The organism is Spirosoma arcticum (assembly GCF_054779955.1).
In genome coordinates, this window is record NZ_BAAGXG010000005.1 from 352,307 (window position 1) to 367,466 (window position 15,160).

At 53.9% G+C, this 15,160-nt stretch carries 12 protein-coding genes; 7 read left to right on the forward strand and 5 right to left on the reverse strand.

Annotated features, from left to right (window positions below; all coding sequences use genetic code 11):
* Positions 1-11: 11 nt before the first annotated feature.
* Complete coding sequence (locus ACYVHB_RS13700; RefSeq protein ID WP_461052308.1) at positions 12-674, forward strand: phosphatidylserine decarboxylase family protein; 663 nt, start codon at positions 12-14, stop codon at positions 672-674.
* Between the two features lie 11 nt (positions 675-685).
* On the opposite strand, the gene ACYVHB_RS13705 is transcribed toward ACYVHB_RS13700, so the two are convergent.
* On the reverse strand, positions 686-1,492 hold the full coding sequence (locus ACYVHB_RS13705) for an SMP-30/gluconolactonase/LRE family protein (protein WP_461052309.1): 807 nt from the start codon (positions 1,490-1,492) through the stop codon (positions 686-688).
* A gap of 320 nt (positions 1,493-1,812) precedes the next feature.
* Between ACYVHB_RS13705 and ACYVHB_RS13710 the strand changes: the two genes are divergently transcribed.
* The gene (locus ACYVHB_RS13710) at positions 1,813-3,513 is read left to right on the forward strand and encodes a GMC family oxidoreductase (RefSeq protein WP_461052310.1); all 1,701 of its coding nucleotides are present in this window, start codon (positions 1,813-1,815) and stop codon (positions 3,511-3,513) included.
* Between the two features lie 14 nt (positions 3,514-3,527).
* Here ACYVHB_RS13710 and ACYVHB_RS13715 read toward each other — a convergent pair whose 3' ends face one another.
* Both ACYVHB_RS13715 and ACYVHB_RS13720 read right to left on the reverse strand, forming a co-directional pair.
* Positions 3,528-4,715, reverse strand: a complete 1,188-nt coding sequence (locus tag ACYVHB_RS13715) for an alginate O-acetyltransferase AlgX-related protein (RefSeq protein WP_461052311.1) — start codon at positions 4,713-4,715, stop codon at positions 3,528-3,530.
* Between the two features lie 11 nt (positions 4,716-4,726).
* Positions 4,727-6,172: an MBOAT family O-acyltransferase gene (locus tag ACYVHB_RS13720; protein ID WP_461052312.1), complete on the reverse strand. Its 1,446-nt coding sequence runs from the start codon at positions 6,170-6,172 to the stop codon at positions 4,727-4,729.
* Positions 6,173-6,248: 76 nt separating this feature from the next.
* Here ACYVHB_RS13720 and ACYVHB_RS13725 point away from each other — a divergent pair, with 76 nt between their 5' ends.
* Positions 6,249-7,421: an SGNH/GDSL hydrolase family protein gene (locus tag ACYVHB_RS13725; RefSeq protein WP_461052313.1), complete on the forward strand. Its 1,173-nt coding sequence runs from the start codon at positions 6,249-6,251 to the stop codon at positions 7,419-7,421.
* 73 nt (positions 7,422-7,494) lie between these two features.
* Here ACYVHB_RS13725 and ACYVHB_RS13730 read toward each other — a convergent pair whose 3' ends face one another.
* Positions 7,495-8,106 (reverse strand): hypothetical protein, encoded by a 612-nt coding sequence (locus ACYVHB_RS13730; RefSeq protein WP_461052314.1) that lies wholly within the window; start codon positions 8,104-8,106, stop codon positions 7,495-7,497.
* A 118-nt stretch (positions 8,107-8,224) separates the two neighbouring features.
* The gene (locus ACYVHB_RS13735) at positions 8,225-8,854 is read right to left on the reverse strand and encodes an MgtC/SapB family protein (RefSeq protein WP_461052315.1); all 630 of its coding nucleotides are present in this window, start codon (positions 8,852-8,854) and stop codon (positions 8,225-8,227) included.
* 141 nt (positions 8,855-8,995) lie between these two features.
* On the opposite strand from ACYVHB_RS13735, the gene uvrA reads away from it, so the two are divergent.
* The 4 genes from uvrA to ACYVHB_RS13755 all read left to right on the forward strand — a co-directional run bounded on the left by uvrA (position 8,996) and on the right by ACYVHB_RS13755 (position 15,015).
* Positions 8,996-11,908, forward strand: a complete 2,913-nt coding sequence (uvrA, locus tag ACYVHB_RS13740) for an excinuclease ABC subunit UvrA (protein WP_461052316.1) — start codon at positions 8,996-8,998, stop codon at positions 11,906-11,908.
* Positions 11,909-11,916: 8 nt separating this feature from the next.
* Complete coding sequence (locus ACYVHB_RS13745; protein ID WP_461052317.1) at positions 11,917-12,153, forward strand: DUF4160 domain-containing protein; 237 nt, start codon at positions 11,917-11,919, stop codon at positions 12,151-12,153.
* On the forward strand, positions 12,110-12,514 hold the full coding sequence (locus ACYVHB_RS13750; protein ID WP_461052318.1) for a DUF2442 domain-containing protein: 405 nt from the start codon (positions 12,110-12,112) through the stop codon (positions 12,512-12,514). The genes ACYVHB_RS13745 and ACYVHB_RS13750 overlap by 44 nt, the downstream gene beginning before the upstream one ends.
* 98 nt (positions 12,515-12,612) lie before the next feature.
* Positions 12,613-15,015, forward strand: coding sequence for a sialate O-acetylesterase (locus tag ACYVHB_RS13755; protein ID WP_461052319.1), 2,403 nt, complete (start codon positions 12,613-12,615; stop codon positions 15,013-15,015).
* Positions 15,016-15,160: the final 145 nt, after the last annotated feature.

The following is a 15,160-nucleotide window of genomic DNA, read 5'->3' on the forward strand; positions in this document are numbered from 1 at the left end:
ACATTTCTACGATGCACTTACACCGGGAAGGGAACACCATAATGCTGACAACGGGGCTGATTCTGCTAACGCTTAATCTGCTTGCCTATTTTTACCTGTTCTCCGACAATACCACAGCGATTGTGCTCTTAGCGCTGGCCAGTATCATCTTGTTTGGGCTGGTTGTGCAGTTCTTTCGCATACCAAACCGACTGCTCACAACGGGCGAAACTCAGGTGATTGCCCCCGCCGACGGCACCATCGTCGTGATCGAAGAAACTGAAGAAGGCGAATATTTTAAAGCGCGTCGGCGGCAGATTTCTATTTTCATGTCACCCCTCAACGTTCACGTCAACCGCAATCCCGTATCCGGCGTTGTGCGGTATTTCAAGTACTATCCGGGCAAATACTTAGTGGCATGGCATCCAAAATCAAGTACGGAAAATGAGCGAACGACCGTCGTAATCGAATCGGCCGGGGGCACGCAAGTGTTGATGCGACAAATTGCCGGAGCCGTAGCCCGGCGCATCATCTGGTACGTGAAAGAAGGCCAACCCGTTGAACAGGGTCAGGAAATGGGTTTTATTAAGTTTGGCTCACGGGTTGATGTTTTTCTGCCATTAGATGCTGAAATAAACGTGAAGATCGGCGACCGCACCAAAGGGGGCGTTACGGTATTGGCCGAACTGACGTAGACGTGTAAGATTCAAAGAGCAATGCTCAGCAATTCCCCGCGTTCACTTTCGGTGACGACCAAGCCCAATTTGCCGGATGGATCGAAGATGCAGTTGGTGGGGTTTTGACCGGGCAGACTGATGTCCCGAATAAACTCGCCTTCGGCCGATAACACCCGAATTAGGCCCGCGCCAAATACCGCTGTATACAAGTTTCCATCAGGACCAACGGCCATCCCATCGGGGCCGGGAAAGGGCGCGTTCGCTGGTGCGTCGATGACGTGCGCCCACACCCGAATGGTTTCCCAGCTTAATCCTTCGTTATCCCAAAACCCTTCCCAAATTCGTTGGCGGTGCGTTTCAGCAATTAGTAACGTTTTAGTATTTGGCAAGAATGCCAGTCCGTTTGGGTAGGTCAGGCCATCGGCAATCACGTTGACGAGGCCACCGGGCGTACGAACGGCCACATAGCCCGCATCCTTCCCGTCTTCTGAACCGGGGCACGTGAAAATCAGATTGCTTCGCTCATCGAACAGCAGGTCGTTCGGTTTGTTGAGCGGTCGGCCACCAATTTCGGTTAGGATCGTGTCAATGGTCTTGGTTTCTATGCTCATGCGCCGGATGGCATTTTGACCTGAATCACAAAACCATACGTGTTCATCCTGAATTACGGCTCCATTGGGTCGGCCTCCCGTATGCACCCGCATGGTGCTGCCGTCTTTGTCGCGGCAAAATAAGCCTTCTCCTTCCTGTTCGACGCACCACAGACAGCCTGATGCATCAAACGCCGGACCCTCCGGAAACCGAAGTCCGCTTGTTAACACCTGTATCTTATCCATGTTAGTATGTCTCGTTGAGTTATTATACAATCAACTACTTGTTGCAACAGTCTGATTGCCAATTTATATATCGTCTACTATTAATCACACTCAGTAAAGGCAGTGCCTGATTGCTCATCATTTACGCAGTGAAGAAAGTGGACGGAGGTAGAAGAGGTAACTTGCTATTTTGTTTAAAAATTTAGTTTGTGTTACCAGCAGAACTCGAGTTACGTGCGTAACAAGTGCTTACCTGAACGCTCGTCAATAAATCAACGCGAAAAGAGTATTATTTTAAGAATAGCTTGTATCTTCACAATGCAAACTAACTCAATCCCAGCATGAAATTCGATTATATCATCGTAGGTGCCGGATCGGCAGGCTGTGTACTGGCGAATCGGCTTTCGGCCGACCCAACCGTGTCCGTACTTCTGCTGGAAGCAGGCGGTCCAGACACGAAGATGGAGCTGCATATTCCGGCCGCTTACTCAAAACTAAATGGTACGGTCGTAGACTGGGGTTTCTGGACGGAGCCACAAACGGCCCTCAATGGCCGCCGAATGTACCAGCCGCGTGGTAAAACCCTCGGCGGCTGTAGTTCAACCAACGCCATGGCCTACGTACGTGGTAGTCGGCATGATTATGATGATTGGGCCGCACTTGGCAACCGGGGTTGGGGCTACGACGACGTGCTCCCGTATTTCATTCGGTCGGAACATAATGAGCAGATCGACCAGCTCGATGCCCGCTACCACGGACAGAACGGCCCGCTAAACGTCACATTTGCAACGCGATTTCGTACGCCTTTAGCCAGCGCTTTCATCGAGTCGTGTCAGCAAACCGGTATTCGCCCGAATCACGACTATAACGGGGCAGAACAGGAAGGAACGGGGCTTTTTCAGTTCACGATCAAAGGCGGGAAACGCCATAGCGCGGCTACGGCATTTTTGAAACCCGCTCTCAACCGCCCCAATCTGACGGTTATCACCCGTGCCATGACGAAGCAGGTGCTGTTGAAAAATGACCGGGCCACGGGCGTTGAATTCGTAACGGGTAAAAACCAGACACAAACGGCAACGGCGACAAAAGAGGTGATTTTGTCGGCGGGCGCGTATCAGTCACCCCAGTTGCTGATGCTATCGGGTATTGGACCGGCCGATGCGATGCGGTCGGCGGGGGTTGCCGTCAAAAAGGAGCTGGCAGGCGTGGGGCAAAACCTGCAGGATCATTTATTCACGGCTGTCAGCACGTTATGTTCGCAGCGGGGCATTTCGTCCAATTTTCACCTGAAGCCGCTAAATCAGATCAAGGCGCTGGGGCAGTACTTTCTGTCGAAGAAGGGACCTATGACCACCAGCCCGCTCGAAGCCGTGGCGTTCCTGAAAACAGACCCGTCGATGGAGCGAATCGACATGCAGTTTCACTTCGCGCCTATTCACATGGGCGAAGACTACAAAACGGACATGTATGACCTGACTACCTGGCCCACCACCGACGGGTATACGATTCTGCCGACACTACTCAAGCCTAAAAGCGTCGGGCACGTGGGCCTGCGGTCGGCTAATCCCCTCGACGCGCCCCTGATTCAACCCAATTACCTCACGCATGAAGACGACCGGCAGGTGCTCATGCGGGGCATTCGGCAGGCGCTGGATGTGATGCAGGCCGATGCGTTCGGACCGTATCGCCAGCGAATCATAACGCCTGCCAGCCACACATCCGACGACGGTATCTGGCAGCACATTCTACAGCAGCTCGAAACAGTTTACCACCCGGTTGGCACCTGCAAAATGGGTACCGATACCGATGAAATGGCCGTTGTCGACGGGGACTTGCGGGTTAGGGGAATTGAGGGGCTGCGCGTAGTCGATGCGTCGGTGATGCCCACAATTGTTTCGGGCAACACCAACGCACCGGTGTACATGATTGCGGAGAAAGCAGCCGATCTAATTCTGGGAAAGGAGTTGGCAGAGGTGGCGAAGCAGACGGTTTCGCGGTGCCACCCTACGGCAGCGGCCGACCGTCCCCGGCCGCTGCCGTAGGGTGGCACGCTCATTTACAGATCCTTCAGCAGGTCGATATTCCGCTCTACAATCTCAATCACAACGACGTCGGGGCGTTCCGTCCGCACCTGCCTCAGATCGAGCTGGGGGTCACGTGTAACGAACGTTTCGCGAAAATAACTCGGCACGAACTGATTCATGCTGTAGGTGAATGAATCGCCGATCAGGAACAGTTTCGGAGCCGTTTTATTGGCCGTCACAAACCGCTGGGTTGGCAAGTGCGTTATTGGATTCGGTATGCTTTCCAGTGCCTTAATGCGCAGGTGAGCCGCCGGTTCGATCTGGTAATTAGTCGAATCCACAATTTCCTGGTTCAGCGCAAGCAGAAACACCAAATCGCCGGGTGATCCCCGTTTAGGCCGGATGCTGTAGTTGGCTAAGCGCGGGTCTGGCACTTGGGGGAAATCCTGCCGGACGCGCTCCGCCAGCCCCATCGACGCAATCAGTGAGCCGAAATCGTTCCAGTGCGTGTCGGTCTGGCAGTAGGATACGTTAATGGCTTTAGCCGCCCGCAGTTTATACCGCAAATCGATCAATTGAATGCTCGTGTGCTGCGCTAAGTGGCTTTTTAAGAGATCAAAATTAGACGGTGCTTTCCGCGTTTTCAGGTAGTCGGGTACGTTTTCCGGGTAAATGGTGTAGGAGTCGGGGGCTATCAGCACGTAAAGCCGGGTGCCCTGCTTCGCCAACGCCTGCTCATAATAGGTCAGCCGCTTGCCAATTGACTCCAGCGTTGTTGGCGAAAGCGTTCGTAAGCCCCGGTATTGGTCCACAACCATGTTATGGCTGTTACCTGGAAAAAACCAGCCGTTTTTGCCAATCACCACTTTATCGGGTAGGGGAGACACCCCCAGTCCTTTAAACTTCCACTGGCTATATTGATAAAACAGCGCATTCCGCCAGCCGAAATTCTCTTTGTAGTACAGGTTAAACTGGCTGACGAACGTCCGAACGTGGGGAAAGTGGAATGTTGGCAGTGGCGTCAGGATACGCTTTTCAGTGCTTTTGAAGCTGGCCGACAAATCAAGCCACTGATCGAGCATGGGCAGCCACAGTAGTCCAACAAATCCGATTGCAGTGCAGATAAACCGGAACCGCTTCGGAAACAGTTCCTGATCACTGCGGGGCGGGGCATCGGCAGCAGGAGGAAGTTGATTATCGAACCCCGTTGGTAATGACATAGTTGGCGTTATTAAAAGCGGAAGTAAATAAATGGGTTATAGGTATCGGCGGCTAAATACATGACTGCCATGATAAACAACCCAAATAAACCAACGGCATAGAGCGAGTCGAGCATCATCCGCCCGGAGGCATACAGCACCCGCGTTTGCAGTCGTTGCCACCCCCGCTGAAGCCAATGGTAAACGGGAGTAGCCAATAGAATGCCCAGCAGCAACGCTGTTATTACCTCGGCGTTCAACAGAAGTGAGGGCGGAAATGCCACGTTAGTCACCGTTGGGGGCGCTAAACCGACCAGTTTTTGCAAGAAGGCAACCCCAGACGTCAGCGTTTCGGTCCGAAAGAAGACCCAGCCCACCATGACCACCAACAGCGTATAAAGATGGGCGATGGGGCGCCAGACGCGGTCCAACCATTTACCGGCCCCGGCCCGTTCGATGAGCAGAAAAACGCCATGATACAGGCCCCAGACAATAAAACTCCAGCTCGCCCCATGCCACAATCCGGTCACAAAAAAAACGACCAGCAGGTTACGGTACGTACGCGCCAGGCTGCCCCGATTGCCCCCCAGCGGAATGTACAGGTAGTCGCGAAACCAGCTCGACAGCGAAATATGCCAGCGTCGCCAGAAATCCTGAATCGAACGGGCTACGTATGGGTAATTAAAGTTTTCTTTAAAATCGAACCCAACCATTTTACCCAGACCGATGGCCATGTCGGAATAGCCGGAGAAGTCGAAATAAATCTGGAGCGTATAGGCCACGATTCCGAGCCAGGCCGTGGCCGTCGGGTAACTGTCGGGGGGGGCGTTAAAAACCGTGTCGGCCAGTTCGGCGAACGTGTTGGCGAGCAGGATCTTTTTGGCTAAACCAATAATGAACCGCTCGGCCCCAAGGCCAAACTTGGCTAATGTCGTTGTCCGGTCGGCCAGTTCGGGAGCGATGTCGGCGTAGCGCACAATGGGACCGGCAATCTGATGTGGAAACATGGCCACGTAGGTGCCGTAGTCCACAAAGTTGCGGTTGGCCCGAATTCGTCCCCAGTAGATGTCGAGCGTGTAAGAGATGCCCTGAAACGTGTAGAAGCTGATGCCGATGGGCAGCGCAATGTTCGCTATCGTGAAGCTGTCGGAAACGGGCAGGGCAAAACTCCCGGCAAGCTCACGAACCGAGTCGAACAAAAAGTTGGTGTATTTGTAATAAAAAAGCAGTGATAAACTACCAGTCAACGAGAGCCAAAGACCCACCCGGCGACGCCCCCGCTCAATGAGTTGCCCAGCGAGGTAGTTGATCAGCGCCGACGCCAGTAGTACCAACACCACCGGACCCTCGCCCCAGGCGTAAAAAACCAAACTGGCAGCAAACAGGAATGCGTTATGCCATCGTTTAGGACATACATAATAGATGAGCAGAAATAACGGCAGGTAAAGGAATAAAAAGAGTGCCGAACTGAATAGCATAGTATTTTTGTCGGGTATTTAACGCAAAAATACTTGTTTCGACTAATAAATCTACCGAGACTCTATACGCCCACGTATGACTCCAGCAGTTGACTTTCTCGCCAGTCCTGGCAACATTTGGTTTTGGGATGGCCATTTGAAAACAGCGTACGATTTTAGCGATACGGTATGGCTGCTCATGATTCCTGCTCTGGCAATTTATGCGTTACAGCAACACAAAGTTAGCTACCTGCCAATGCGTCGCACCATTACCTGTCTGATTTGTCTATGCTTTTTCCAATGGGGCTGCGCTCAGTTTGCAACCGTTGAAAAGAACGCAGCGGCCCGGCAGATCGCCGACTCCGGCTGCGATATACCCGGTTGTATGCCCAGCACAGGCGTACGCGTACCTAAAGCCCCACCCGCTGCTCCGCAGGGGCTACCCATTCCTACCTTCAGTCCGCAAACGGGAACCGTGGCATTCGGTACTAAGATAAACCTGTCCGTTTCAACCCTGCCTACGGGGGCGGTTATCGAATACTCCTACGATAACGGAAAAACCTGGCTGCCCGGCAACAAGGTGGCCGTTGTGGGCACCGAACCCATCCTGAGCCGCACCCGCATCAACGACCTGACCTCAAATCCGGCCCAGGCTACTTTCAGGCCGTTTTACCAACGGATGCTGGTTATTGGCAACAGCATCATGAACCATGGCCCGCTGCCTGCTCAGGGCTGGTTCAACACCAACGGCATGGCCGCTTCGGCACCCGATAAAGATTTTGTTCACGTATTGACTGCCCACTTAGCGCAGCAGTGCCCGGAGGTGGCGTTCCGTTTAGTGTCGGGAGGCAATTTTGAGCGCCATTTCAGTCAGCAGGAGTACAGCTTTGACGAGTTCAAAGAGCCCCTGCAACAATTTAAGCCTGACTTGATTGTTGTCCGACTTGGCGAAAACGTTGATGAGGGCAACGTGTTCAGTCCGATTGGTTTTGAAGCCCAGTTTCGGCGCTTGCTGGAACGGCTTGCCACCTACAGCGGTCAGCCCGTCAGGATTGTTTGTACAACAAGCGTGTGGAAACGGCCACAGGCCGATGCCATAATCCGGCGGGTGACCAGCGAGAAAGGCATCCCGCTGGCTGACCTTAGCAATATGGTTGGTCAGGATCAATATTTTGCCATTGGCCAATATACCAGTGCCAGCGTTGCCGCCCACCCCAACGACGCGGGCATGAAACGCATAGCCGATCTGATCTGGCAAAAATTGCCATAATGTAAAATTCTGACAGCCAAAAAAAGGCGATTCCAATAGATGGAATCGCCTTTTTTTGGCCGAACTGCACAACTCAAAAGAATGACAACCGCAAAATAAACGGACTTCCGTAAATGTCACGGGCCAGCGCGTTATCATTCAGGTTATACAAGGCCGTCAGGTTTACCCCAAACCGGCGGGAGATCGGCTGCGAGTAGGTCAACCCAATCAGGGGGGCCGTTAAGCCGTAACTATTGGACTGATTGTTCTGATCACTCCTAATTCTGATCGTTGTGCTTTCTACTTCGCCGTGTAAGTACAGGTTCGGCACCAGCGACGGGATCGCTTCAAACATAACAAAGCCGCGTCCGCCAAACTGATTTAGCGTGGTTGGCGAATAAACGGGCAGTTTATAGCGCGTGTAATTATACGTTCCACCCACGCCCAGGAGCAACCGCTCCGTTGCCTGATACGCAACCACGGGAGACGCCCCCAAACTAAACGGATTGCCAAATCGGAACCCGTTGATGCCGCCCCCAAAGCGCAGCCGCTGGCCAAACGGCAACGGACGGCCTTCGGGCGTTTGTGTGCGTAGAGGGTCCTGCCCCTGTCCCCGGCGGTCGTCCGGGTCTTCGGTAAGTTGGCCAAAGGCCATGCTGCTGCTGAACAGCGCTGCGAACACAACTAACTTCTGAATATGATTCATGATCTATTGTAGGGATGAAAAGCTGGCGTTCAATTGATTACTACTGAAACAATTCCCAAAAAGTCAGAAAAAAACAGCCAGTCGTTATCGTATGGTGCCAACGTCTAAGTAAACGAAATCAGAACGTAAATTCTTTTACTTCCGGGTCATTGAGCAGGCGTTTGATGCATTTTTCGTGATTCTTTTCGGAACCGTCCACGCGCCATTGACCAATTATCTCGGTGCCAATGCGCTGCTGTCGGCTCCGCGTTGGCGACAGACCGCATTCGGCAAAAAATTTCTCGTATTGATTCAACGTCTTGTTTCGGAACGGCGTCACAATTTTATAATCACGGGTTTGGTTGGCCCGGCTAATCCGTTTGGACAAGCCCGTTAGCAACAGGAGCGACCCGGCGATGAACACGAAGCCCATAATGGCAATGTCGTACAACCCGCTTCCCAGACACATGCCCAGCGCCGACACGGCCCAGACGGTGGCAGCCGTGGTCAGGCCCTTCACGCGGTTATCCTCCCGAAAAATGATACCCGCGCCCAGAAAGCCGATGCCATTGACAATATTGGCCGCAATCCGGTCGCCCGAACCGCCAATCCGCCCGGACACCATCGTGAACAGCGCCGATCCCACGCAGATCATAATCATCGTGCGAAAACCAGCGGCTTTCCCGTGGTATTCGCGTTCCGCGCCAATCAGCCCACCAATGAGCAGAGCGGCCGTAAGCCGGATAATATCTTCCTGTGCGAAATCCATGTTTGGATGTATGATATAGGATATATGGTGTATGCTGCACTGTTTGACATACACCATATATCCTACATCATACATTGTTAAAGAACCTAACCGAAGAGGAAACCGTTAAAATTAAGATAGAGTTTATCCTACTGACACCGCATGACTTCACCTACGGAAACCGAACGCCAGATCTCCGAACCGCCGAGTGTCGGACCATTACGTTCCGTTGACCACCTCGACCCCAAGCAGTTTATTATTATCAAAGGAGCGAAAGTACATAACCTGAAAGGCATTGACGTTGCCATACCGCGCAACAAATTAGTAGTATTGACGGGCTTGTCGGGGTCGGGCAAGTCGTCGCTGGCGTTCGACACGCTGTTTGCCGAAGGGCAGCGGATGTACGTTGAGAGCCTGAGCAGCTACGCCCGGCAGTTTCTGGGCCGGATGGAAAAGCCCGATGTTGAGTACATCAAAGGCGTTTCGCCCGCTATTGCCATCGAGCAAAAAGTGTCGACCCGTAATCCGCGCTCCACCGTTGGCACATCGACCGAAATTTACGATTACCTGAAGCTGCTGTTTGGCCGGGTTGGTATTACATATTCGCCTGTATCGGGTCAGGAGGTGCGCCGGGATACGGTTACAGACGTCGTCAACTTTATTTTCTCGTACCCAGCCGGTCAGCGGGTTATGATTATGACGCCCCTGCTCATTCACCCTGGCAGGACGCTCGACTACGAACTGAAAGTGCTGCTTCAGAAAGGCTACACGCGCGTGGTAGCCGATGGACAAGTGTTGCAAATTGAGGACCTGCTGGAACAGGACCCGGAGTTGACCAACGCCCTCGCTCACGATAAAACGCTGGAGTTATTGGTTGATCGCGGCACGGTGATTTTAGATGATAATGGCCAGCCCGATGAAGATACGCAGTACCGTTTTTCGGACTCGGTGCAAACGGCCTTCAACGAAGGTGACTGCATCTGCCGGGTAGACATCGTTGGCATCGAGTCCCGCGTTTTCTCCGATAAGTTCGAGTTGGATGGCATCGTGTTCGAGGAGCCAAGCGTGAACCTGTTCACGTTCAATAACCCGTACGGTGCCTGCCGCCGGTGCGACGGTTTTGGCAAAGTACTCGGCATCGACCCGGACCTGGTTATTCCCGACAAAAACCTGTCGGTATTCGAGGGGGCGATCATGCCGTGGCGGAGTGAAAAAATGAATCAGGAGTTTTTAAAACCCTTACTTAAAAACGGCATCCGCTTCGACTTCCCTATTCACCGGCCCTACAAGGAACTGACCTTCGCTGAGCAGGAACTTCTGTGGACGGGTAACAACTACTTCGACGGCCTGAACGCGTTTTTTGCCTACGTTGAGAGTCAGACATTCAAAGTTCAATACCGCGTGATGCTGTCACGCTACCGGGGCAAAACGACCTGCCCTGAATGCCGGGGATCACGGCTTCGTAAAGATGCGGCTTACGTGAAGGTGGGTGGCAAGAGCATTACCGACCTTGTGCTGATGCCGCTAACCCAAGTGACGACGTTTTTCCGCGAGATAGAACTGCCTGCTCACCAGCATCAGATAGCGAACCGGATTTTGGTCGAAATTCGCAACCGGCTCGATTACATGGAGCGCGTGGGATTAGGATATTTAACCCTCAACCGCCTGACCAACTCCCTGTCGGGTGGTGAGTATCAGCGCATTAAATTAGCTACGTCGCTTGGTTCGGCGCTGGTGGGTTCGATGTACATTCTGGACGAACCGAGCATTGGTCTGCACCCGCGCGACACGAAGCGATTAGTCAGTGTGCTTAAAGCGCTGCGCGACATGGGCAACACCGTCATCGTGGTGGAGCATGAGGAAGAGGTCATGCGGGCCGCCGACCAACTCATCGACATCGGCCCTGACGCCGGTACGCTGGGCGGGCATCTGGTATTCCAGGGAACTTGGGGGGATGTAGTAAATAATGAAAACTTACTGCAAAATCATTCTGCGTTAAAATCCCACACCCTCGACTTCCTGACCGGGCGCGAAACGGTGCCGGTGCCGACGTTCCGGCGGAAGGCAACTAATTTTGTTGATCTGAAAGGAGCGCGGGAGAACAACCTTAAAAGTGTGGACGTACGGTTTCCACTCAATACGCTCACCGTCGTAACGGGCGTATCGGGGTCGGGCAAGAGTACGCTTATTCGCAAGGTGCTGTACCCGGCGCTGGCTCGCCAAAAGGGCGATGCGGCCGAAGAATCGGGCAAGTACGATTCGCTGACCGGGTCGCTGGATCGAATTTTAGCGGTCGAGATGATCGACCAGAACCCCATCGGCAAGTCGAGCCGCTCCAACCCCGTCACCTACATCAAAGCGTACGATTACCTCCGGCAGGTGATGGCCGACCAGCCCTTGTCGAAGTCGCGGGGCTATAAACCCAGCCATTTCTCGTTCAACGTGGACGGAGGCCGCTGTGAAGTGTGTCAGGGGGAAGGCGAGGTAAAGATTGAGATGCAGTTCATGGCCGACATTTACCTCAAATGCGAGGGCTGTGGCGGCAAACGCTTCAAGCAGGAGGTGCTGGAGGTGACCCTGCACGACAAGAACGTGTCGGACATTCTGGACCTGACCGTTGACGAAGCCATCGACTTTTTCCGCAAATCTGACCCAAAAATGGCCGATAAACTGCAACCGTTGCAGGACGTGGGCTTAGGTTATATTGGTTTGGGGCAGTCGGCCAATACATTGTCGGGTGGGGAGGCTCAGCGCGTAAAGCTGGCGTCGTTTTTGGGCAAAGGCAACCCGAACAAGGGCAGCACGCTGTTTATTTTCGATGAACCAACCACGGGGCTGCACTTCCACGACATCCGCAAATTGCTATCGGCCATCAACGCACTGGTCGATCAGGGCGACTCGGTCATCATCATCGAGCACAATATGGAAGTCATTAAAAACGCCGATCACATCATTGACCTCGGTCCCGAGGGTGGCGAAACGGGCGGTTATGTCACCTTTAACGGCACACCGGAAGACATGGCAAAACTAACCGACGGCAACTACACGGCTGAGTATTTGAAGAGGAAGGTGTAACTTTGGCTATGCCTACTGTCCTGCTTGTCCGGGGATACCGTTTCTTTTTCTACCTCAATGAGCACGAGCCGATTCATATCCATGTTGTCAAAGCCGATAGCGAAGCTCGATTCGTGCTCGTCCCGGAGATTGACATGACGTACAGCCGGGGTTTCAAGAGAAGCGAATTACGCGATATTGTCCAGTTGATTACCGAACATTATGGGACCTTCATCACTGCCTGGCGTACCACCTTCGGTCAGTAGCCGACTGACTGATTTACTACGATCAAATACCGACGAACCGGTCAACAGCGGGGGCGATGAGTTTGATCGTCTGATAGCCGCTGAGCGTCTGCGGATTAACCGGTTCGTTTTTTTTCGTGATCTTGATTTACTGCTGCTCATTCTCACCAACCGGCGGATTATCAGCCGACGCCTTTCAGATTATTCGTTTATGCGTAATGCAACAGATGAGCAGCTAACCAATTATGTTGTTTCTGCCAACGGTGTTCACTGGCCCGCCCTTGATACAGACTTAAGCCTGAGGGGATTCTTGATGGAAGAAGCTGTGCTGAACTTTCGAGCCAGCACAGCTCCCATTCTGTCACCCTCGGATGTCAGTTAGTCCCTCAAAAGCATGGCAAAGGCGGATGACAACATCCGCTTTTCTGGTTTATAACCCGGCTTTCTACTTACTTTCGTGGTAGATTATTCCTGCCATTCATGTCATTTTCTCCGAAGTGGGCCGTTCTGCTCCTTATTAGCTGGCCCGCGTTTGCCCTCGCTCAACTCCAGATTTCGCACCCGATGCCGAGGCTTGTGGTGCAACGCGCAAATGATGGTAACGGGCGGCTTTACGTATCAGGACGATTCACGGGCACCGTGGATCGCGTTGAAGCGCAACTGACGCCGGTTTCGCCCGGTCAGGGCACCGCCACCGACTGGCAAACGGTGCAGACCAATCCAGCAAATGGGCTTTTTCTCGGATTCGTGACGGGTGCGGGCGGCTGGTATGTGCTCACGGTGCGAACCATCGTCAACAACGCCGAAACCAGCCGGGCATCGGTGCAGCCGGTGGGTATTGGCGAGGTATTCATCACGGCCGGACAGTCGAACTCGCGGGGGCTTGGCTCCGGCGACAACGACCTCGGCACCGCCACCGACCGCGTTAACGCCATCGACTCCATCAACCACTCCTACCCGCCGGGGGCACAGGCGCTCGTGTCGTCCGGCGACCCCTCGCCGGTGCCGGTGTATCAGCCGCTGACAGCGGGTCGGCGTATTTTTCCGATGGCCGAAAGCTCGTGGGGCTGGGGCGAGTTGGGCGATTACGTGGTCAATCGGTACAACGTGCCGGTGGCATTTTACGTCGCTGGCTGGGACGCGTCTACGGTTGAGAACTGGATAAACTCGGCCAATGGCATTCCCACCTGCAACCGCTACTACTGCGTTGAGAACTGGCCGAACCTGCAGCCCTACACCAATCTCAAAAATATTTTGACCTATTACGCATCGATGGCGGGCGTCCGGGCGGTGCTGTGGCATCAGGGCGAAGCTGAATTTGGCGATGCGAGTTCGGGCAGCATCCCCAGCTACCGCAGTCGGCTAACGGCACTCATCCAGAAATCGCGTCAGGATTTCGGTGGGCGCAACCTGCCGTGGATGGTGGCTCGGGCGTCGTTCGACGGAAGTAGCACCCAGCCGGAGATCATCAACATCCAGCAGCAGGTCATCGACACGCCGGGGCTAAACGTGTTTCAGGGACCCTTCAACGATACGCTTATTAACCGCAACGCCGGAGTCTCCGACGTGCATTTTCGCAACGCACAACGCCCATCGTCTCACCCGCGCTACTATTTAGCTCCGAATGCTATTCCAGTCAACATGGGCCTGTCTCGTTTTGCCCGCAACTGGAACAACAGTCTAAACAACGCCTTTTTTCAAAACGCCCAGCCGGTCACGCCAACCCAGTTTGCCGCCACCGGAACACTGGCCAACTACGTTCTGCCCGGCGCTACTATCGACGTATCGTTTGCAACACTTGGCACATTTGCCGGGGACAATCAGTGGCAGGTGCAGTTGCTCGATTCGCTGGGGCACTACAAAGCCGTTCTGGGCAGTGGTCCGGCGAGTCCGGTGCGGGTGACACTGCCTAATGCATACCAGAGCGGCCGGTTTCAGGTTCGGGTGGTATCGATCTCACCGGGTCTGGCAGCGGTGCCCTCAAATTTGTTCCGCATCACCAATACCCCCCCCAGCGTGGAGCCGTCCGGCACCGATTTGAGCCTGATGATGACGGCCAGTCAGCGAACACCCAACGTGAATGATCCCATTACAATAACGCTCGTGGTGCGTAACAGCGGCACTCGTGCGGCAACCAGTATTTCGGTACGAAACCGCCTGCCCGACAATCTGGCCGTTGTTTCGGCATCAGGCTTAGCCCTCAGTGGCAACGTATTAACGGGCACGATCAGCAGTCTGAATCCTGGAGCAGTCACTACGCTTTATTTTGTGGCGCAACCCACCGCAGCCGGTACGTACCGCAACGCGGCTGAAATCATCTCGTCGTCGCTGACCGACCCCGACAGTCAACCTAATTCGGGTACTGGCGACGGGCAGGACGATGCCATTTTGGTAGACTTTCGGACTCGCCAGGCCAGTGGAGCCGTGTTTGCATCCCCCAATCCCGATCAGGTACCGTTGCCCCCCGCTGCCAGCAATCAGCCCACGCCCGACCCCGCCAAAGCGGATATTAGTCTGAGCTTGTCGGTCAGCAACCGCGTGCCTCAGCTGAGCGACATCATTACGTACACGCTGACACTCGCGAACCGGGGCGGACAAACGGCTACGGGCCTGAGTGTATCGGCAATCTTACCACCCGGACAGATGTTTGTGTCAGGCGACGACTTTGCCCCCAGTAACGGTAATCTAATTGGGGGGGTCAGCAGTTTGTCAGCCAACAGCAGCTTTTCAATTCGTTTCCGCGCCCAGGTCACCGCACCGGGGCCGGGTGTTTGTACGGCTCAGGTAGTAAGCGCCAGCCAACCCGATCCGGATTCTGTTCCGGGCAATGGCGTCGATAATGGCGAAGACGATACCGCCCGGACGGATGTGCGGGGGCAATAAGGCGATTGAGTATTTGAGTGTGTAAGTATATGAGTGCGTCCGCATACACCTATACACGTACACACTCAACCACCCAAACACCTTACCACTGAACGCATTAGCGCTTATCTTGGTTAAATTTGCACCCACCCGTGATTTCCTTAGT

Excerpts from the sequence above, each read along its gene's own strand:
- uvrA (WP_461052316.1), top strand. The coding sequence starts at position 8,996 with ATGACTTCACCTACGGAAACCGAACGCCAGATCTCCGAACCGCCGAGT.
- ACYVHB_RS13755 (WP_461052319.1), top strand. The coding sequence starts at position 12,613 with ATGTCATTTTCTCCGAAGTGGGCCGTTCTGCTCCTTATTAGCTGGCCC.
- ACYVHB_RS13725 (WP_461052313.1), top strand. The coding sequence starts at position 6,249 with ATGACTCCAGCAGTTGACTTTCTCGCCAGTCCTGGCAACATTTGGTTT.
- ACYVHB_RS13720 (WP_461052312.1), bottom strand. The coding sequence starts at position 6,172 with ATGCTATTCAGTTCGGCACTCTTTTTATTCCTTTACCTGCCGTTATTT.
- ACYVHB_RS13715 (WP_461052311.1), bottom strand. The coding sequence starts at position 4,715 with ATGTCATTACCAACGGGGTTCGATAATCAACTTCCTCCTGCTGCCGAT.
- ACYVHB_RS13750 (WP_461052318.1), top strand. The coding sequence starts at position 12,110 with ATGGGACCTTCATCACTGCCTGGCGTACCACCTTCGGTCAGTAGCCGA.
- ACYVHB_RS13745 (WP_461052317.1), top strand. The coding sequence starts at position 11,917 with ATGCCTACTGTCCTGCTTGTCCGGGGATACCGTTTCTTTTTCTACCTC.
- ACYVHB_RS13710 (WP_461052310.1), top strand. The coding sequence starts at position 1,813 with ATGAAATTCGATTATATCATCGTAGGTGCCGGATCGGCAGGCTGTGTA.
- ACYVHB_RS13700 (WP_461052308.1), top strand. The coding sequence starts at position 12 with ATGCACTTACACCGGGAAGGGAACACCATAATGCTGACAACGGGGCTG.
- ACYVHB_RS13705 (WP_461052309.1), bottom strand. The coding sequence starts at position 1,492 with ATGGATAAGATACAGGTGTTAACAAGCGGACTTCGGTTTCCGGAGGGT.
- ACYVHB_RS13735 (WP_461052315.1), bottom strand. The coding sequence starts at position 8,854 with ATGGATTTCGCACAGGAAGATATTATCCGGCTTACGGCCGCTCTGCTC.
- ACYVHB_RS13730 (WP_461052314.1), bottom strand. The coding sequence starts at position 8,106 with ATGAATCATATTCAGAAGTTAGTTGTGTTCGCAGCGCTGTTCAGCAGC.